The 17,910-nt window shown below is 39.9% G+C and carries 17 protein-coding genes and 1 tRNA gene; 14 read left to right on the forward strand and 4 right to left on the reverse strand.

What is annotated here, in order from left to right; genetic code table 11:
• The first annotated feature begins 13 nt into the window (after positions 1 to 13).
• The 10 genes from mltG (at position 14) to HMPREF2837_RS07975 (ending at position 9,249) form a co-directional block, all read left to right on the forward strand.
• Entirely contained in the window at positions 14 to 1,825 is a 1,812-nt protein-coding gene (gene mltG / locus HMPREF2837_RS07930; protein ID WP_075230820.1) for an endolytic transglycosylase MltG, read from the forward strand.
• Positions 1,826 to 2,179: 354 nt separating this feature from the next.
• Positions 2,180 to 2,662 carry a transcription elongation factor GreA gene (gene greA / locus HMPREF2837_RS07935; protein WP_000818756.1) on the forward strand — a complete coding sequence of 161 codons (483 nt, stop codon included), beginning with the start codon at positions 2,180 to 2,182 and terminating at the stop codon, positions 2,660 to 2,662.
• 82 nt (positions 2,663 to 2,744) lie between these two features.
• Positions 2,745 to 4,118 carry an amino acid permease gene (locus HMPREF2837_RS07940; RefSeq protein ID WP_075230821.1) on the forward strand — a complete coding sequence of 458 codons (1,374 nt, stop codon included), beginning with the start codon at positions 2,745 to 2,747 and terminating at the stop codon, positions 4,116 to 4,118.
• A gap of 99 nt (positions 4,119 to 4,217) precedes the next feature.
• Complete coding sequence (locus tag HMPREF2837_RS07945; protein WP_075230822.1) at positions 4,218 to 4,628, forward strand: GNAT family N-acetyltransferase; 411 nt, start codon at positions 4,218 to 4,220, stop codon at positions 4,626 to 4,628.
• 51 nt (positions 4,629 to 4,679) lie between these two features.
• Positions 4,680 to 5,276 (forward strand): HAD family hydrolase, encoded by a 597-nt coding sequence (locus tag HMPREF2837_RS07950; RefSeq protein ID WP_075230823.1) that lies wholly within the window; start codon positions 4,680 to 4,682, stop codon positions 5,274 to 5,276.
• Positions 5,277 to 5,425: 149 nt separating this feature from the next.
• Positions 5,426 to 5,635, forward strand: a complete 210-nt coding sequence (locus tag HMPREF2837_RS07955) for a helix-turn-helix transcriptional regulator (RefSeq protein WP_001107501.1) — start codon at positions 5,426 to 5,428, stop codon at positions 5,633 to 5,635.
• Positions 5,625 to 6,113 (forward strand): DUF6773 family protein, encoded by a 489-nt coding sequence (locus HMPREF2837_RS07960; protein WP_075230824.1) that lies wholly within the window; start codon positions 5,625 to 5,627, stop codon positions 6,111 to 6,113. The genes HMPREF2837_RS07955 and HMPREF2837_RS07960 overlap by 11 nt, the downstream gene beginning before the upstream one ends.
• Positions 6,114 to 6,220: 107 nt before the next feature.
• A complete protein-coding gene (locus HMPREF2837_RS07965) occupies positions 6,221 to 7,681 on the forward strand; it encodes a nicotinate phosphoribosyltransferase (RefSeq protein ID WP_049548428.1) in 1,461 nt (486 codons plus the stop codon).
• Positions 7,678 to 8,502: an ammonia-dependent NAD(+) synthetase gene (nadE, locus tag HMPREF2837_RS07970; protein ID WP_049548427.1), complete on the forward strand. Its 825-nt coding sequence runs from the start codon at positions 7,678 to 7,680 to the stop codon at positions 8,500 to 8,502. The genes HMPREF2837_RS07965 and nadE overlap by 4 nt, the downstream gene beginning before the upstream one ends.
• 204 nt (positions 8,503 to 8,706) lie before the next feature.
• Complete coding sequence (locus HMPREF2837_RS07975) at positions 8,707 to 9,249, forward strand: GNAT family N-acetyltransferase (protein WP_049548426.1); 543 nt, start codon at positions 8,707 to 8,709, stop codon at positions 9,247 to 9,249.
• A 45-nt stretch (positions 9,250 to 9,294) separates the two neighbouring features.
• Here the strand turns inward: HMPREF2837_RS07975 and HMPREF2837_RS07980 are convergent, their stop codons facing one another.
• The 4 genes from HMPREF2837_RS07980 to HMPREF2837_RS07995 all read right to left on the reverse strand — a co-directional run bounded on the left by HMPREF2837_RS07980 (position 9,295) and on the right by HMPREF2837_RS07995 (position 14,018).
• On the reverse strand, positions 9,295 to 10,377 hold the full coding sequence (locus HMPREF2837_RS07980) for a M24 family metallopeptidase (protein ID WP_075230825.1): 1,083 nt from the start codon (positions 10,375 to 10,377) through the stop codon (positions 9,295 to 9,297).
• 114 nt (positions 10,378 to 10,491) lie between these two features.
• The gene (gene gatD / locus HMPREF2837_RS07985) at positions 10,492 to 11,274 is read right to left on the reverse strand and encodes a lipid II isoglutaminyl synthase subunit GatD (protein ID WP_049548424.1); all 783 of its coding nucleotides are present in this window, start codon (positions 11,272 to 11,274) and stop codon (positions 10,492 to 10,494) included.
• Positions 11,274 to 12,617 carry a lipid II isoglutaminyl synthase subunit MurT gene (murT, locus tag HMPREF2837_RS07990; protein WP_049548423.1) on the reverse strand — a complete coding sequence of 448 codons (1,344 nt, stop codon included), beginning with the start codon at positions 12,615 to 12,617 and terminating at the stop codon, positions 11,274 to 11,276. Before murT ends, gatD begins: the two co-directional genes overlap by 1 nt.
• 84 nt (positions 12,618 to 12,701) lie before the next feature.
• Positions 12,702 to 14,018 (reverse strand): FAD-containing oxidoreductase, encoded by a 1,317-nt coding sequence (locus HMPREF2837_RS07995; RefSeq protein WP_049548422.1) that lies wholly within the window; start codon positions 14,016 to 14,018, stop codon positions 12,702 to 12,704.
• Between the two features lie 368 nt (positions 14,019 to 14,386).
• On the opposite strand from HMPREF2837_RS07995, the gene HMPREF2837_RS08000 reads away from it, so the two are divergent.
• The 4 genes from HMPREF2837_RS08000 (at position 14,387) to HMPREF2837_RS08015 (ending at position 17,765) form a co-directional block, all read left to right on the forward strand.
• Entirely contained in the window at positions 14,387 to 15,964 is a 1,578-nt protein-coding gene (locus HMPREF2837_RS08000) for a degradosome RNA helicase CshA (RefSeq protein ID WP_049548421.1), read from the forward strand.
• Positions 15,965 to 16,234: 270 nt separating this feature from the next.
• Positions 16,235 to 17,023: a GTP-sensing pleiotropic transcriptional regulator CodY gene (gene codY / locus HMPREF2837_RS08005; protein ID WP_049548420.1), complete on the forward strand. Its 789-nt coding sequence runs from the start codon at positions 16,235 to 16,237 to the stop codon at positions 17,021 to 17,023.
• Positions 17,023 to 17,598 (forward strand): cysteine hydrolase family protein, encoded by a 576-nt coding sequence (locus HMPREF2837_RS08010; RefSeq protein WP_049548419.1) that lies wholly within the window; start codon positions 17,023 to 17,025, stop codon positions 17,596 to 17,598. The genes codY and HMPREF2837_RS08010 overlap by 1 nt, the downstream gene beginning before the upstream one ends.
• Positions 17,599 to 17,679: 81 nt before the next feature.
• Positions 17,680 to 17,765, forward strand: a tRNA-Leu gene (locus HMPREF2837_RS08015).
• Positions 17,766 to 17,910: the final 145 nt, after the last annotated feature.

Below are 17,910 nucleotides of genomic sequence, written 5' to 3' on the forward strand. Positions count from 1 at the left end.
GGAGGTAATACCTTTGAGCGAAAATTCTCGAGAAGAAGAAAAGTTAAGTTTTAAAGAACAAATTTTACGAGACTTAGAAAGATTGAAAAGAGAAGAAGAGGTTAACGCTACCGAGAGTGGTAAGGATGAGCTTTTCTCTGATTTCAGTAATCTTTCAAAGACAGATGAATTAGTGAAAGAGCCGTCTGTAGAAGATTTGATGGAAGATTCAGTTTCACTAGTGGATGAACTATTTGCTAATGCTCCAACAGTTCCACCACGTCCATCTTTATCATCAGAAGAACCTGTTGAACCAGCTGTAGTTCCAGAAAAAGTTACACCTGCAGAACCAGCTGTGGCTCCAGAAAAAATTACACCTGCAGAACCAGCTGTAGTTCCAGCAGAAGTTACACCTACAGAATCCGCAGTAGCCACAGAACCAGTAGTACCTACTGTAGATCGAGTTGAATCTCATGTACCTGCTCAGCCGGTTCAAGAAGAGAAAGAGTTCAATGCTAATTCGACAAGGATTCCAGTTTCTTATCGTACGAATCAGGCCAAACCAAGTCCTGCTCGAAAGAATATTAAACCTCAACCGAAACCAACAGTTCTTGCAAAAGAAACTCCAAGTCAAGAACCAGTTGCTCCAGTTGAAACTAGACCTGAACTTCCTAGAAGAAGTCGTAAAGAATCAGTGAAACCAATCAAGAAAAAGAAAAAATCACGCTTGAAAGGATTTTTCGTAACAGTATTTGTTTTATTGATTTTACTAGGTGCGGGTGGATTCTTCGGTTACCGTTATGTCGAATCTGCACTCCAACCGGTTGATGCTAATTCAAAACAGTATGTCACTGTTCAGATTCCAGATGGGGCCAATCTTCAGCAAATTGGTGACATCTTAGAAAAATCTGAATTGGTAAAACACGGTTTTATCTTTAGCCTTTATGCTAAGTATAAAAACTACAATGATTTGAAATCTGGTTACTATAATTTGCAGAAGAGCATGAGTACAGATGATATCATCAAAGAATTGCAAAAGGGTGGAACTCCTCAACCTCAAGAGGTTGCACTTGCAAATCTTACAATCCCTGAGGGTTATACCATTGATCAAATCGCACAAACAGTTGGTCAGCTTCAAGGAGAGTTTAAAGAACCTTTGACTGCTGATGCCTTCTTGGCAAAAGTTCAAGATGAAACCTTCATCTCTCAATTAGTTGCTAAGTATCCAACCCTTCTCGGAAGTCTACCAACTAAAGAAAGTGGTGTTCGTTACCGTTTAGAAGGTTATCTTTTCCCAGCAACTTATGCTATCAAAGAAAGCACAACTATTGAAAGCTTAATTGATGAAATGGTGGCAACTATGGACAAAAACTTGTCAGCACATTACTCTGCAATCAAAGAAAAGAACTTGACAGTGAATGAACTCCTCACCATTGCATCACTTGTGGAAAAAGAAGGTTTGAAAACTGACGATCGCAAACTGATCGCTGGAGTTTTCTATAATCGTTTGAACCTTGGTATGCCACTTCAGAGTAATATTGCTATTCTCTATGCAGAAGGTAAGCTAGGACAAAATATTAGCTTGGCAGATGATGCAGCAATTGATACAACAATCAATTCACCATATAATGTTTATACAAACCTTGGCTTAATGCCTGGTCCAGTAGACAGTCCAAGTCTGGATGCAATTGAAGCAAGTATCAATCAAACTAAGAGTGACAATCTCTACTTTGTAGCTAACGTACAAGATGGCAAGGTTTACTTTGCAACGACACGAGAAGAACATGATCGAAACGTTGCAGAGCATGTTAACAGTAAATTGACACAATCAAGTAGTTCAAACTAACTCTTAGAACAAGATTTGCTATTAAATCCGTGAGTGTAGAAGAGAAACTCTCTTTTTACGGGAATAGCAAGTCACACCAGTCTTTCCGCTATGATCAGAAACGCCTGAAATTCACAAGTTTTAGGCGTTCGGAAATTACGAAAGTAAAACACCTACCTCTTATTTGAACCTAAGTCTAGAAGTGATAGAATCATTAGGTTTAGGCACAGATTTTAAAAGGTTGATACTGACTAAAATCATTTAAGGAAAGCTCTAAAAAGACTTTGTCTTCATTGTAAAATTATGTGGTTTACCACATAATTTTGCTTTACTACCTATAAAAATATAAATTTAATTAAAAGAAAGTTGAGAAAAATGGCAGAAAAAACATACCCTATGACCCTTGAGGAGAAGGAAAAACTCGAAAAAGAATTAGAGGAGTTGAAACTAGTTCGTCGTCCAGAAGTTGTTGAACGCATCAAGATTGCTCGTTCATATGGTGACTTGTCAGAAAACAGTGAATACGAAGCAGCGAAAGACGAGCAGGCTTTTGTTGAAGGACAAATCTCAAGCTTGGAAACAAAAATCCGTTATGCTGAGATTGTTAACAGTGATGCAGTTGCTCAAGATGAAGTTGCTATCGGGAAAACAGTAACCATCCAAGAAATTGGTGAAGACGACGAAGAAGTATATATCATCGTGGGATCAGCGGGTGCAGATGCCTTTGCAGGTAAAGTATCAAATGAAAGCCCAATTGGGCAAGCCTTGATTGGTAAGAAAACAGGTGATACTGCTACGATTGAAACACCTGTAGGAAGCTATGATGTTAAAATCTTAAAAGTAGAAAAAACAGTTTAATAGGAATGAAAAGAAGGAGTAGATATAGGGAAAGCGCTTCCCATCACTCCTTTTCTTAATTCTAAAAACTAGAGGAGACTATATGAATTCAGAAAATAAGCACAAAAAGAAGAATAAAATGGAACGTGGGTTAACCAATCGCCATGTTCAGGTTATGGCCATTGCAGGAACAATTGGAACAGGACTGTTTCTAGGAGCTGGCCGTTCAATTAGTTTGACAGGTCCGTCAATCGTCTTGGTCTATATGATTACAGGTGGTTTCATGTACCTCATGATGCGTGCTATCGGGGAAATGTTGTACCAAGATCCGGAGCAACACACCTTTATCAACTTTATTACGCGTTATCTTGGTCAGGGATGGGGTTACTTCTCAGTCTGGTCTTACTGGCTCTCAGTAGTCTTTATTGGTATGGCTGAGATTACAGCTATTGCTCACTATGTTCAGTTTTGGTTTCCATCTTGGCCCTCTTGGTTGATTCAGGTTGTATTTCTGACAATACTCGGCTTGGTGAACTTGATTGCTGTTAAAATCTTTGGTGAGGTGGAATTTTGGTTTGCTATGATTAAAATTGTGGCCATTCTTGCCATGATTGCAACAGGTGTTTTTCTAGTTTTGACTGGCTTTGAAACGCCTTATGGTTCAGCAAGTCTTGCTAATATCAGTGATCATTTCTCCCTTTTCCCAAATGGAGGTATGAACTTTGTCATGGCCTTCCAAATGGTTTTCTTTGCCTACTTGATGATTGAGTTTATCGGTGTTACAACATCTGAAACCAAGGATCCTCGAAAAGTATTGCCTAAGGCTGTTAAGGAAATTCCTTTGCGAATTATCTTTTTCTACGGTGGAGCTCTCTTAGCCATCATGTCTATTATTCCTTGGCGTGAGCTTTCTGCAGCAGATTCACCATTTGTGACAGTGTTTGAACTTGTTGGTCTTAAGTGGGCGGCAGCTTTAATTAACTTTGTAGTTTTGACTTCAGCAGCGTCAGCCTTGAATTCAACCCTTTACTCAACAGGCCGTCACTTGTACCAAATTGCCCATGATTCACCAAATCGTTTCTTGAAAGCTATTAAGGCAGACACGCTCTCACGTCACAATGTTCCTCAGAATGCAATCATTGCTTCTGCTGTATTGATTGGTTTTGCAGCCTTCATCAATGTACTTCCTGGAGTATCAGATGCCTTTGCTTTGATTACAGCTTCTTCATCAGGTGTTTATATCGCCATCTACATCTTGATCATGGTAGCCCATCTCAAGTATCGCAAGTCTAAAGACTTTATGGCAAATGGCTATCTCATGCCTCAATACCGCTTGCTAAATCCTCTGACCATGCTCTTCTTTATCTTTGTATTTGGAACACTCTTTTTACAAGACTCTACATTTGTAGGAGCAATCGGTTCAGCTATCTGGATTGTCGCATTTGGTATTTATAGCCAATGGAAATTTAGAAAATAAGTTTTATTCTCATCAACTTAGGTTGGTGAGTTTTTTTAGTTTGACAGTTCTTCAAAATAGGAATATAATCAAGGCGTAAGTGTCTTTGAGGAGGTTTTGATGCACATTAGATTGGATAATACAGAGTCTCAGAAAGCACAGGAAATAGGGGATTTGATTCGCTCCTATAATCGTTCTAAGAGAGAAGCAGCTGAAAGTGAGCCACTTAACCTTTACGTCGAAGATGATAAGGGGGAACTAATGGCTGGCCTAGTAGCAGAGACCTTTGGAAATTGGCTAGAAATCGAGTATTTATTTGTGAAAGAGGACTTGCGAGGACAAGGAATCGGCTCCCAACTATTGCAGCAAGCAGAGAGTGAAGCTAAGAATAGAAACTGTCGCTTTGCTTTTGTGAATACCTATCAGTTTCAAGCGCCAGCCTTTTATCAAAAGCAGGGCTACAAGGAAGTCTTTACCTTAAAAGATTATCCCTACACTGGACAAAGGCACTATTATCAAAAAGATTTGTAAACAGAAAATGAATGATCGAAGAAATCGACACATCATAATGGGGTTGGCTTAATGGATATTATACTAGACATGGGAAATGTTTTATTAGAATGGAATAAGGATAAGATTTTACGAAGTGTGGTAAAAACAGAGAAGGATTATATGATATTGGACAAGGCGATCTTTCAATCAGGTCTTTGGGAAAGATTAGATCTCGGAACCCTGACCAGAGAAGAGTTGGTCTTGAAAGTGGTTTCCATGATTGGAAGCATTTATCAAGAAAAGGTTCAAGAAGTAGTCTGGAATTGGCCTTTTTACATTGAAATTTACACGGAAGTCTTTCCTCTCCTGGTACGTTTAAAGGAAAAAGGCCATCGTATTTTTGTTTTGTCAAATACATCACCAGTTTTTTATGAATTATTAGAGGAACAACTCTCTCCTTTAAATGAAATCTTAGATGGATTCGTTCTTTCTTGCGATATCAAGGCCATCAAACCAGATCCAAAAATGTTTGAAGAAATCCTCCATAAATATCAGTTGGATCCAGTAAATTGTATTTTTCTGGATGATGTAAAAGATAATACCAAGATGGCAGAAAGTTTAGGCATCAAAGCCTACCAAATCAAGAAAAGAAGCGATGTCGTAGATATTTTACAAAAATTTGAATAAACAGAAAAGTCTCTATCATTTAGGTGGTAGGGAATTTTTGTTAAAAAAATCGCACGATATGTAATATATATATTGCATAATGTAAAATATATGATATAATAAAGTTGAAAAAAGAAGCGCATGTTTTTAAATTAAGCAGGAGGTAAGAAGTGGCTAAGAATTTAAAATTAAAACTAGCTCGAGTGGAGCTTGACATGACACAAGGTGATTTGGCAGAAGCTGTGGGCGTTACGAGACAAACTATTGGTTTGATAGAAGCAGGAAAGTACAATCCTAGCCTCTCCCTTTGCCAGTCCATTTGCAGATGCTTAGGGAAAACTCTAGATCAATTATTTTGGGAGGAAGAAGATGAAAAATAGATTTTTTTATTATCAATTATTAGACGAAAGAGAAGAACAACTGATGAATAAAGCGGGGGCTGAAAGTTTCTATATCTCTATAGCTTTCTTGCTTTTATCTTATATGATTGCAGTATTAGCACCAAGTCTTTTTAATCCGAGAATGATTCTCATCACTATCATTATTGGAACTTCTTACTTTTTCGGCCGTGCTCGAGATTTGGGTGTGAACTACTATAGTCGTTTTCATTTTACGATTTTGGGTTGTTTTTTCCTGACCTTGGCTATTACGGCTCTTTTAATGTTACAGAATTATCAATTCAACATAGAAATTTATCAGCACAATCCTTTGAACGTTAAATACCTGTCTGCTTGGGTCATTACATATCTCCTTTATCTTCCTTGGGTCTTTATTGGAAACTTAGGCTTAAAAAGTTATGGTGAATGGGCTCAGAAAAAGTTTGAGCAGGATATGGATGAACTTGATAGTATGGAATAGCTTGTTAGCTTTTTATCAATATCGATAAAATGTGTTATAATAGTACTAATTTATGAGAAAAGAAGAAATATTTTCTTCTTTTTACAAATAAGGAAGAAGGACAGTATATGTACCCAGATGACAGTTTAACATTGCACACGGATTTGTATCAAATTAACATGATGCAGGTTTACTTCGACCAAGGAATTCATAATAAGAAAGCAGTTTTTGAAGTTTATTTCCGCCAACAACCGTTTAAAAATGGTTATGCTGTTTTTGCAGGTTTGGAACGAATTGTGAACTATTTAGAAAACCTACGCTTTTCTGATAGCGATATAGCTTATTTGGAGTCACTTGGTTATCATGGTGCCTTCTTGGAATATCTCCGTAATCTCAAGTTGGAATTGACTGTGCGTTCTGCTCAAGAAGGGGACTTAGTATTTGCTAATGAACCGATCGTTCAAGTGGAAGGACCTTTGGCTCAGTGTCAGTTGGTTGAAACAGCACTTTTAAATATCGTCAACTTTCAAACCTTGATTGCGACCAAGGCTGCTCGTATTCGTTCAGTCATTGAAGATGAGCCTTTGATGGAGTTCGGTACACGTCGTGCGCAAGAGATGGATGCAGCTATCTGGGGAACTCGTGCCGCTGTCATTGGTGGAGCCAATGGAACTAGTAATGTGCGTGCAGGTAAGCTCTTTGGAATTCCAGTTTTAGGGACTCATGCTCATGCCTTAGTTCAAGTCTATGGGAATGACTATCAGGCTTTCAAGGCTTATGCCTCAACTCACAAAAACTGTGTCTTCCTAGTGGATACCTACGATACTCTTCGGATCGGTGTTCCAGCAGCAATTCAGGTTGCGCGTGAACTTGGTGACAAGATTAATTTCCTTGGTGTTCGTATTGACTCTGGAGATATCGCCTATATTTCTAAAAAAGTTCGTCAACAACTGGATGAGGCTGGATTTACGGATGCTAAGATTTATGCATCCAATGATCTTGATGAAAATACTATCCTTAACCTCAAAATGCAAAAAGCTAAGATTGACGTCTGGGGTGTAGGAACTAAGCTCATTACTGCTTATGACCAACCAGCACTTGGGGCAGTATATAAGGTTGTTGCCATTGAGGATGAGAATGGTCATATGCGCAATACCATTAAACTTTCAAACAATGCAGAGAAGGTTTCAACACCAGGTAAGAAACAAGTTTGGCGCATCACCAGTCGTGAAAAAGGCAAATCAGAAGGTGATTACATTACCTACGATGGTGTAGATGTTACTAGTATGACGGAGATTAAGATGTTCCATCCGACCTATACTTACATCAAGAAAACTGTCCGCAATTTTGATGCCGTTCCTCTCTTGGTAGACATTTTCAAGGACGGTAAGCTGGTCTATGATTTACCAAGTCTGCCTGAAATCCAAGCCTATGCTCGTAAGGAATTTGATAAACTTTGGGATGAATACAAACGTGTCCTGAACCCACAACATTACCCTGTAGACTTGGCTCGTGATGTATGGCAAGATAAGATGGACTTGATTGATAAGATGCGTAAGGAAGCTCTAGGTGAAGGAGAAGAAGAATGACCTTACAAGAAAGTATTATTCAACAATTAGGAGTAAAACCTGTGATTGATCCACAGGAAGAAATTCGTCGTTCTGTTGATTTTTTAAAGCGATATCTGAAAAAGCATCCCTTCCTTAAAAGTTTTGTATTGGGCATTTCAGGTGGACAAGACTCGACCTTAGCTGGTCGCCTTGCCCAACTTGCCGTGGAAGAAATGCGAGCAGAAACTGGAGATGACAGCTACAAATTTATCGCAGTTCGACTACCTTATGGAATTCAAGCAGATGAGGATGACGCGCAAAAAGCACTAGCTTTTATTCAGCCAGATGTCAGTTTAGTAGTGAACATTAAAGAATCTGTTGATTCTATGGCAGTGGCAGTAGAGGCTACTGGTAGTTCTATGACAGACTTTAATAAAGGGAATATCAAGGCTCGTAGTCGTATGATTGCTCAGTATGCCCTAGCAGGTGCTCATAGCGGAGCAGTTATCGGGACTGACCATGCTGCAGAAAATGTTACAGGTTTCTTTACCAAGTTCGGTGACGGCGGTGCAGATATTCTTCCTCTCTATCGCCTCAACAAACGTCAAGGAAAACAACTATTGAAGGAGCTCGGAGCTGATCCTGCTCTCTATGAAAAAGTACCGATTGCCGATCTAGAAGAAGAGAAACCAGGATTGGCAGATGAAGTTGCACTCGGTGTAACCTACGCAGAGATTGATGACTACCTCGAAGGTAAACAAGTCAGCCCAGAAGCCCAAGCAACCATTGAAAAATGGTGGTACAAAGGCCAACACAAACGCCACCTACCAATCACTGTCTTTGATACGTTTTGGGAGTAAAAAGGTCCGGGGGACCTTTTTACCTTCTTGCCTAGAAATTAGAAAGCAAGAATAACCTCCGGGGGAGGTTTTTACCCCGAGTCTAGAAACAGGAGAACGAGGAAAGTCCGGAGGACCTTTTTCACTTTATAACTTGCAATAGGAGACTGAGATAGGTCAATGTAAGTTTGAGCCCATCCATAAAATAGAAAGCGAGTTACGATTATGAAAGCACTAGGTACACAAAATATAGAGACAGAACGTTTGATTTTGAGGAGATTTGTGGAAGGTGATGCCCGAGCTATGTTTGAGAATTGGGCTTCTCGTCTAGATAATCTAACCTATGTTACTTGGGATCCGCACCTGAATGTCGAACAGACTCGAAACTCTATTGGCAATTGGGTAGCATCCTATGACAATCCTAACTATTACAAATGGGCCATTTGTCTCAAAGAAAATCCAAATTTTGTCATTGGAGATATTAGTCTGGTCAGTGTGGATGAAGAAAACTCTAGCTGTGAGATCGGATATATCTTAGGAATGGACTACTGGGAACGAGGACTCATGACAGAAGCCTTGAAGGCAGTTTTATCATACTGTCTGGATGAGATTGAATTTAAAGAGGTTAATGCCTGCTATGCAAGTTTAAATCCTGCCTCTGGTCGAGTTATGGAAAAGGCGGGTATGACTTTTTGGAAGACGATTCCAGATGGTGTGAGACGAAAAGGTTATAAAGCTGATAAAATTTATTATCAGATCAAAAAATAAGATGGAAAGTTAAGCTTTTCCATCTTATTTTTTGTAATATACTTTTTAATCAAAATAAAGTAAATCTTTGCTGGTACTTGTAAAGAGGTCGAAGCCATCTTTGGTAACAACACCACAGTCTTCGATGCGGACACCGACTTTACCAGGGATGTAGATACCAGGCTCAACTGAGAAGCACATGCCTTCTTCGATAACCATGTCGTTTCCTTCCATGATGGATGGGAATTCGTGGACATCCATACCGATACCATGACCGAGACGGTGGTTGAAGTACTCACCGTAGCCAGCTTTTTCAATCACTTCACGAGCTGCGCGGTCTACTTCATGAGCTGTCACACCAGGTTTGATAAAGTCAAGGGCAGCTTGTTGGGCTTCCAGAGTCAAGTTGTAAATATCTTTCTTGAACTGGTCAGGTTTACCAACAGCGACTGTACGAGTCATATCTGATGCATAACCATTGACCATCACACCGAGGTCAAAGAGGAGAAGGGCATTGTTTTCAACCTTGTTAGCTCCAGGGATACCATGCGGATTTGCAGCGTTATCACCTGTTAAAACCATAGTATCAAAGCTCATTTCATAGCCTTCACGTTTCATAGCAAAGTCAATCTGCGCGATGATATCTGTTTCCGTATTATCAAGAGAGATATTGTCAAAACCAACTTTAACAGACTTGTCGGCGTAAACACCTGCAACCATCATCTTTTGCACTTCGTCTGCTGATTTGATCAAGCGCATACGTTGGATTAATGGAGTCAAGTTCTCAAACTCAGCACTTTCAAAGACAGTTTTCAAACCGTGGTATTTAGTCAAGATGAGATTGTCAAACTCAACTGCTACACGTTTGAAATCAAGCTGTGGCAGAGCATTTTGGATTTTCTTCCAAGGGTTTTCAGAGTCCACGTAGCCAACTACTGGGAATGAGACAGTGCTAGTTGCACGCTCAACTTCAAGAGCTGGAACGAAGAGAAGTGGTTCTTGGTTTCCAAGGACAAAGAGGAACATTTGACGTTCGTGTGGATCACTGTAAAAGCCAGTGAGGTAATTAATTGTGACGGGGTCAGATACGACAGCGACGTCTAGCTTTTCTGATTCAAGATAAGTTAAGATTTGTTGTAATTTAGACATATGCTACCTTCTTTCTACCCCTCTATTTTGGCAAAAAACAGCAGAAAATGCAAGAGAGAAGGGGAAATGAAGGTAAAAAAATTCCAACAGCCGAAGCAAGTTGGAATCTAAATATTAGTTAAAATCTGCTTTGCTCTTAACATCGCCATATTCTTCAGCAACTTCTTGGCTGAGAATATCTTCGTAAGCTGGAAGGACAAGATCCTGACCGTATTTCTTTTTGAGGGCAAGGGTTACTAAGCGATAAGCGAGATTGGCGTTTCGGGAGAGGATAGGTCCGTGGAAGTAGGAACCAAAGACATTTTTATAGTGAACACCTTCACCGACCTTTTCTTCATTGTTTCCATTTCCATAAACAACCTGACCTAGCGGTTTTTGGTCATCTGAGAGGAAGGTGCGGCCTTGGTGATTTTCAAAACCATAATAAGTTTCATTAAACTCTTCATTATGAATTTTAATGTCACCGATGAAGCGGTTATTGGTTTGGTTGAGTGTGTAATGTCCCATGACACCTAGACCTTCTATGCGTCTTCCGGAAGCTTCAATATAGTATTGGCCTAATAGCTGGAAGCCACCACAGATAGCTAGGACGACCCCATCATTTTGGATAAAGTTGTCAATGCTTTCTTTTTTATCTGGCAAATCACCAGCAATGATGCTCTGTTCAAAGTCCTGACCGCCACCGAAAAAGGCAATATCGTAGTGATTTTCATCGAAATCATCATGAAGTGAAACGATGTCAACTGTCACATGAGCCCCAAGCTTTTCAGCGACGTACTTGAGCATGAGGATATTCCCATTATCTCCGTAGGTGTTCATGAGGTTGCCATAGAGGTGAGCGATATTCAGCTGGTATGGATAGTTGCCGTCTTTTGAGGAAAGTGAAGTAAAAACCATTAGTTCATCTCCTTTCTAACAATCTGACGATTGGCAAGAAGTTCTCGGAACTCCAGCATAGCTGTATAAGTCGCAAGGATATAGGCATGCTTGCATTCTTGAGCTTCGATCGTTTTGAGAACTTGTTCCAGGCTACTTGTTTCAGTGATCTTGTCAGCTGGATAGCCAGTAACACGTAGACGACGAGCAATTTCAGAATGACGAACTCCACCCGCATTGATTTCAGGAATGTCCATATCAGTAATTTGCTCAAAGTCAGCATCCCAAATCCAGCTGGTATCAATTCCGTCCGCATAGTTGGCATTGAGGAGAACAGATAGACTAAATGGATAAGGAGCTAGTTTGATCATTTCGATGGCCTGGGTAGCACCAACAGGATTTTTAATAAGAACCAGTGTGCATTCCTTGTCACCGATATGGAAGGTTTCTTGGCGACCAAAGACAGCACGGCTCTTGTCAAACCCTTGTTTGATCAGTTGTGGCTCTGCTCCAAGGAAACGGGCAATAGCAACCGCAGCCAGAGCATTGTAGATATTGTAGAGTCCACCGATTTGAATACCGTATTCTTGTCCATCGATAACAAAACGAGAGCGATTGTTGGTTAACTCAACCAGTTCAGTCAGACGATAATCCAGTTCAGGACGTTTACAACCACAATTCTCACAGATGTAGGCACCCAAGTTGGCATAGGTATTGAGCTCGTACTTAAGAATGCTATGACATTCAGGGCAGAGGATACCTTCAGTATTGTAGTGAGCAAGTTGCGCTGGACCTTTTTCTAGATCAAAACCAAAATACTGAACAGGATTTGAAATTGCAGGCTTGTAGAAAAGCGGACTATCACCGTTTAGCAGGACAGTAGCAGTAGGAACTTTCCGAATAGCATCCAAAATCATGTTATAGGTCGTATAAATTTCACCGAAACGATCCATTTGGTCACGGAAGATATTGGTGATGACGAAGAGACTTGGCTGGATGTAGTCACAGATACGGGAAAGACTGGCCTCGTCGATTTCTAAAACTGCAATGTTTTTACCTGTTTTAGAGGATTTTGCTGTCAAGAAGGTGGTGGTAATCCCTGTAATCATATTGGCACCACTAGGATTGGTCAAAACTTGACCATAGACTTCGTTTAAAATACCGACAGTGAGGGCGGTTGTCAGGGTTTTTCCATTGGTACCAGTAACCACGACAATCTCGTAGTTCTTCGCTAAATGTTGTAAAATATCTTTATCAAATTGAAGGGCCAGTTTCCCAGGGAGCGTACTTCCACGTCCGAGACGACTTAAAATAAAGTGAGAAGAACGTCCAGCAAGAAGGCCCAAAGTAGTTTTTAATTTCATATTTCTATTATATCATAAAAGCTGAAAAAGACAGATTTGAGATTTTAGAAAAAAAAACAGCCCAAGGAGGGCTGCTTGATAAAACTAAATCGCAAACAAGTCATTCAAGTTCTCAGCCAAGGTTGGGTGAGTGAAGATTTGTTTTGTGAAGTAAGTGTATGGGATTTTGTTGTCCATAGCAATAGTAATAATATTGATGATTTCTTGTGATCCTTCTGAGAAGATGCTTGCACCGAGAATCTCTTTAGTTTCAGTGTTGACAACAGCTTTGAAGGCTCCACGAAGATCTCCATTCACGTGACCACGAGGCATAGCAGCAACAGGGATTTCCTTGACAGCGTATGGAAGTTTCAAATCAGCTGCTTGGCTTTCAGTCAAACCAACTTGTGAAAGTGCAGGTGTGATGAACATAGTGTTTGGCACATTGAGACGGTCTTCAAGTGTGTAGTTGCCATCACCAGCGAGGTAGCTGTATACAACACGGAAGTCATCTAGTGAAATGTAGGTAAATTGAAGTCCACCGTTGACATCTCCAACTGCAAAGACACCAGGAACGTTTGTTTGACAATGTTTGTCTACCTTGATAGCGCCACGTTCAGTAAGTTCAATATCTGTATTTTCAAGTTGAAGTGGTTCAACATTTGGTTTACGTCCTGTTGCATAGAGAAGGGCATCGAAACGATAGGTTTCATTTTCAGTCACAACAAGAACTTGGTCACCATCGTTTTTGATTTCAGTAGTATGGATGTTTTGAAGCAATTCGATGCCGTCTTCTTCCATGTATTGTTTAGCAAGATCTGCGATGGAAGGTTCTGCACGAGGTAAGAAAGTGTCCATTGCATCTAAGACTGTTACCTTGCTGCCAAGTTTATTGTAAAGACCAGCAAATTCAAGACCAATGTTTCCACCACCAAGAATTCCGAGTTTTTCTGGTAATTGTTCCAAGTTTTGGATACCTGTTGAATCAAAGACATTTTTGCTAGTTGCTAGACCTGGGATAGGCAATACGTTTGAAACAGCACCAGTGTTGATGACAATTGTTTCAGCAGTTAGTTCTTGTTTTTCGTCACCAGCTTGAATTTCGATGACTTTGTTGGAAACAAAGTGGGCTTCGGCATCAATGATATCAACTCCAGTACCAGCGATTGTAGCATAGTTTTTACCGTTAAGGCGACTGGTAATCATATTTTTTGTTGCCATGACTTCTTCAAATGACAAGTCTTTCTCAGCAGCAACTAACAAGGTTTTAGTTGGAATACAACCGATGTTGATACAAGTTCCACCGTACATAGCCTTGTTACGTTCGATAAGAGCAACTTTTTTACCAGCTGAAGCTAGTTTGGCAGCAAGAGTTTTACCTGCCTTACCAAATCCAATGACAATTAAATCGTATGTTAACATTTTTAAATCCTCCTGTTTGATTTCATTCTAGCACAAGAAAAAAATAATTTCACAAATCTGCTACGGAAAATTAAAGAGACTTCCGCCTTGAGAGCAAGTCATTTATGAATGTTATTGATTAATCAAATTGAAGATATTACGAATACTTAAGCTAAAAAATCGTTTACATGATTTAATCAGAGGGTCTGACTATCTTTTAACCATTTCTTGTGTTATACTAGATAAGTTGCAAAGAAAGCAGTACTTTTCTTTAGTGGAAAAGAAGCAACACGATCTTTCATAGAAGATATGAAAATACGTCATGAAAAGAAAAGTATAAACTAAGCGCTATAGGGTGGCTTCGCACCACCTTTAGAAAGAAGAATAACGTGAAATTTAATGAATTTAACTTGTCTGCTGACCTTTTGGCAGAAGTTGATAAAGCAGGATTTGTAGAAGCAAGTCCTATCCAAGAGCAAACTATTCCTTTGGCTCTTGAAGGAAAAGATGTTATCGGTCAAGCACAGACTGGTACAGGGAAAACAGCAGCCTTTGGCTTACCAACCCTTGAAAAAATTCGTACAGAAGAAGCAACTATCCAAGCCTTGGTCATTGCCCCAACTCGTGAACTGGCTGTTCAAAGCCAAGAAGAGCTTTTCCGCTTTGGTAGAAGCAAGGGTGTAAAAGTTCGTTCAGTCTATGGTGGTTCAAGCATTGAAAAACAAATCAAGGCTCTTAAATCAGGGGCTCATATCGTAGTAGGAACACCAGGACGACTTCTTGACCTGATTAAACGCAAGGCCTTGAAATTGCATGATATTGAAACCTTGATTTTAGACGAAGCTGATGAAATGCTGAACATGGGCTTTCTTGAAGACATCGAAGCCATCATCTCTCGTGTTCCAGAAAATCGTCAAACCTTGCTCTTTTCAGCGACTATGCCAGATGCTATCAAACGTATTGGTGTTCAGTTCATGAAAGAACCTGAGCATGTGAAGATTGCTGCCAAAGAATTAACAACAGAACTGGTAGACCAGTACTATATCCGAGTTAAGGAACAAGAAAAATTTGATACCATGACTCGTCTCATGGATGTTGATCAACCTGAGTTGTCTATCGTCTTCGGTCGTACTAAACGTCGTGTGGATGAGTTGACTCGTGGGCTTAAAATCCGTGGTTTCCGTGCAGAAGGGATTCATGGAGATTTGGACCAAAACAAACGCCTTCGTGTCCTTCGTGATTTTAAAAATGGCAACCTTGATGTCCTCGTAGCAACTGACGTTGCGGCTCGTGGTTTAGATATCTCAGGTGTGACCCATGTCTACAACTACGATATCCCACAAGACCCTGAGAGTTATGTTCACCGTATCGGTCGTACAGGTCGTGCAGGTAAGTCAGGTCAGTCTATTACCTTCGTTTCACCTAATGAGATGGGTTATCTCCAAATCATTGAGAACTTGACTAAGAAACGTATGAAAGGTCTCAAGCCGGCAAGTGCAGAAGAAGCCTTCCAAGCTAAGAAACAAGTTGCTCTCAAGAAAATTGAACGTGATTTTGCTGATGAAGCTATTCGTGGAAACTTCGAGAAATTTAGCAAAGATGCCCGTAAATTAGCAGCTGAATTCAGTCCTGAAGAATTGGCTATGTACATTCTTAGCTTAACAGTTCAGGATCCAGATAGTCTTCCAGAAGTTGAGATTGCACGTGAAAAACCACTGCCGTTTAAACCATCAGGTAATGGATTCGGTGGGAAAGGTAAGGGAGGTCGTCGTGGAGATGACCGTCGTGATCGTGAACGCCGTCGTGACAATCGTCGTGGTGAACGTCGGGATGATTTCAAAAAAGGCAGTCGCAGAAACGACCGCTTTGATAAGGAAAAACGTTACCGTAAGGACAACAAAAAACCTCGCACAACATCTAGCGAAAAGAAAACAGGCTTTGTGATTCGAAACAAGGGTGATAAATAATAAAAAAAGCGGTTCACTGTGGTGGATCGCTTTTATATATAAGGAGACCGAGAGTCAAGAAAAGTTTCATACGAGAAAATAGATTTATATATTTGTTATCTTGTAATATTATATTATCAAAAAATGGAGGATCTGTCAACAAGAAAATTGAAAAAAATATAAAAAATTGCAAATGTAAGAGAATTGCAATGCAATAAGCAATTTTCAGATAATTATTGAAATAAAGACAGTTTTGTGATATAATGGAAGCGATTAAATACGAGGTGAAAAATGGCACATTTATTAGAAAAAACGAGAAAAATCACATCTATCTTAAAGCGTTCGGAGGAGCAACTACAGGATGAACTTCCCTATAATGCCATTACACGTCAATTAGCCGATATCATCGACTGCAATGCTTGTATCGTCAATAGCAAGGGGCGTTTGTTGGGCTACTTTATGCGCTATAAAACAAACACCGATCGTGTAGAGCAGTTCTTCCAAACAAAGATTTTCCCTGAGGACTATATCCAAGGGGCAAATATGATCTACGATACGGAGGCCAACCTCCCTGTGGAACATGATTTGACTATTTTCCCAACTGAAAGTCGCTCAGACTTCCCAGATGGTTTAACAACTATTGCTCCAATCCACGTTTCTGGGATTCGATTGGGTTCTTTGATTATTTGGCGAAATGACAAGAAATTCGAAGATGAGGATTTGATCCTTGTTGAGATTGCTAGCACGGTGGTTGGTATTCAGCTTTTGAACTTCCAACGTGAAGAAGATGAGAAAAATATCCGCCGTCGCACAGCAGTGACTATGGCGGTCAATACACTATCATATTCTGAATTGCGTGCAGTCTCTGCGATTTTAGCAGAACTAGATGGCAAAGAAGGACAATTGACAGCTTCAGTTATCGCAGATCGCATCGGTATTACTCGTTCAGTGATTGTCAATGCTCTTCGGAAGCTCGAATCAGCAGGGATTATTGAAAGTCGTTCATTGGGTATGAAGGGAACTTATCTAAAAGTTTTAATCCCAGATATTTTTGAAGAAGTGAAAAAGAGGGACTATTAATGGCTAAGGCTTTAATTTCTATTGACTATACAGAAGATTTTGTAGCGGATCATGGAAAATTGACAGCAGGAGCTCCTGCTCAAGCAATATCAGAAGAAATCAATCAGGTAACTAGATTAGCATTTGACCGTGGAGATTATATTTTCTTTACCATTGATGCTCATGAGGAAAATGATGTCTTTCATCCAGAAAGTAAACTTTTTCCCCCTCATAATCTGATTGGGACTAGCGGGCGTAATCTATATGGTAAGTTAGCTGAATTTTATCAGGAACAGGCCCAGGATAGTCGTGTTTTCTGGATGGACAAACGTCACTATTCGGCTTTTTCTGGCACAGATTTGGATATCCGTCTGAGAGAGCGTCGCGTGGATACAGTTATCTTAACAGGTGTTCTTACAGATATCTGTGTATTGCATACGGCTATCGATGCCTATAATCTTGGGTATCAGATAGAAGTTGTCAAGTCAGCAGTCGCATCCATTTGGCCTGAAAACCACCAGTTTGCACTTGGACATTTTAAGAATACATTAGGAGCGAAACTCCTTGATGAAAACCTCGTTGAAATCAAAGAATAATGTATTCAAAAAAACTGAAAAAAATCTGAAAAAAGTGTTGACAAAGATTATGAAAGTTGATATACTAGTAAAGTAATCGACGCGGGGATGGCGGAATTGGCAGACGCGCAGGACTAAGGATCCTGTGACCGCTTTAGGTCGTGAGGGTTCAAGTCCCTCTCTCCGCATAGGAAAAGAGTTAGATTCGGCTAGCTCTTTATTTTTTGAAACAGGTATAGTGAAAAACATACAAGATAGTTTTTTGTATGTTTTTTGTTTTCTTTTAAAAAGTGCTACAATATATAGTCAATTGAAACAAGAACAAGACAAAAG

The organism is Streptococcus sp. HMSC071D03, assembly GCF_001812125.1.
In the GTDB taxonomy this organism is placed as follows: domain Bacteria; phylum Bacillota; class Bacilli; order Lactobacillales; family Streptococcaceae; genus Streptococcus; species Streptococcus pseudopneumoniae_N.

Excerpts from the sequence above, each read along its gene's own strand:
- greA (WP_000818756.1), top strand. The coding sequence starts at position 2,180 with ATGGCAGAAAAAACATACCCTATGACCCTTGAGGAGAAGGAAAAACTC.
- HMPREF2837_RS07940 (WP_075230821.1), top strand. The coding sequence starts at position 2,745 with ATGAATTCAGAAAATAAGCACAAAAAGAAGAATAAAATGGAACGTGGG.
- HMPREF2837_RS07945 (WP_075230822.1), top strand. The coding sequence starts at position 4,218 with ATGCACATTAGATTGGATAATACAGAGTCTCAGAAAGCACAGGAAATA.
- HMPREF2837_RS07950 (WP_075230823.1), top strand. The coding sequence starts at position 4,680 with ATGGATATTATACTAGACATGGGAAATGTTTTATTAGAATGGAATAAG.
- HMPREF2837_RS07960 (WP_075230824.1), top strand. The coding sequence starts at position 5,625 with ATGAAAAATAGATTTTTTTATTATCAATTATTAGACGAAAGAGAAGAA.
- HMPREF2837_RS07965 (WP_049548428.1), top strand. The coding sequence starts at position 6,221 with ATGTACCCAGATGACAGTTTAACATTGCACACGGATTTGTATCAAATT.
- nadE (WP_049548427.1), top strand. The coding sequence starts at position 7,678 with ATGACCTTACAAGAAAGTATTATTCAACAATTAGGAGTAAAACCTGTG.
- HMPREF2837_RS07975 (WP_049548426.1), top strand. The coding sequence starts at position 8,707 with ATGAAAGCACTAGGTACACAAAATATAGAGACAGAACGTTTGATTTTG.
- HMPREF2837_RS07980 (WP_075230825.1), bottom strand. The coding sequence starts at position 10,377 with ATGTCTAAATTACAACAAATCTTAACTTATCTTGAATCAGAAAAGCTA.
- gatD (WP_049548424.1), bottom strand. The coding sequence starts at position 11,274 with ATGGTTTTTACTTCACTTTCCTCAAAAGACGGCAACTATCCATACCAG.
- murT (WP_049548423.1), bottom strand. The coding sequence starts at position 12,617 with ATGAAATTAAAAACTACTTTGGGCCTTCTTGCTGGACGTTCTTCTCAC.
- HMPREF2837_RS07995 (WP_049548422.1), bottom strand. The coding sequence starts at position 14,018 with ATGTTAACATACGATTTAATTGTCATTGGATTTGGTAAGGCAGGTAAA.
- codY (WP_049548420.1), top strand. The coding sequence starts at position 16,235 with ATGGCACATTTATTAGAAAAAACGAGAAAAATCACATCTATCTTAAAG.
- HMPREF2837_RS08010 (WP_049548419.1), top strand. The coding sequence starts at position 17,023 with ATGGCTAAGGCTTTAATTTCTATTGACTATACAGAAGATTTTGTAGCG.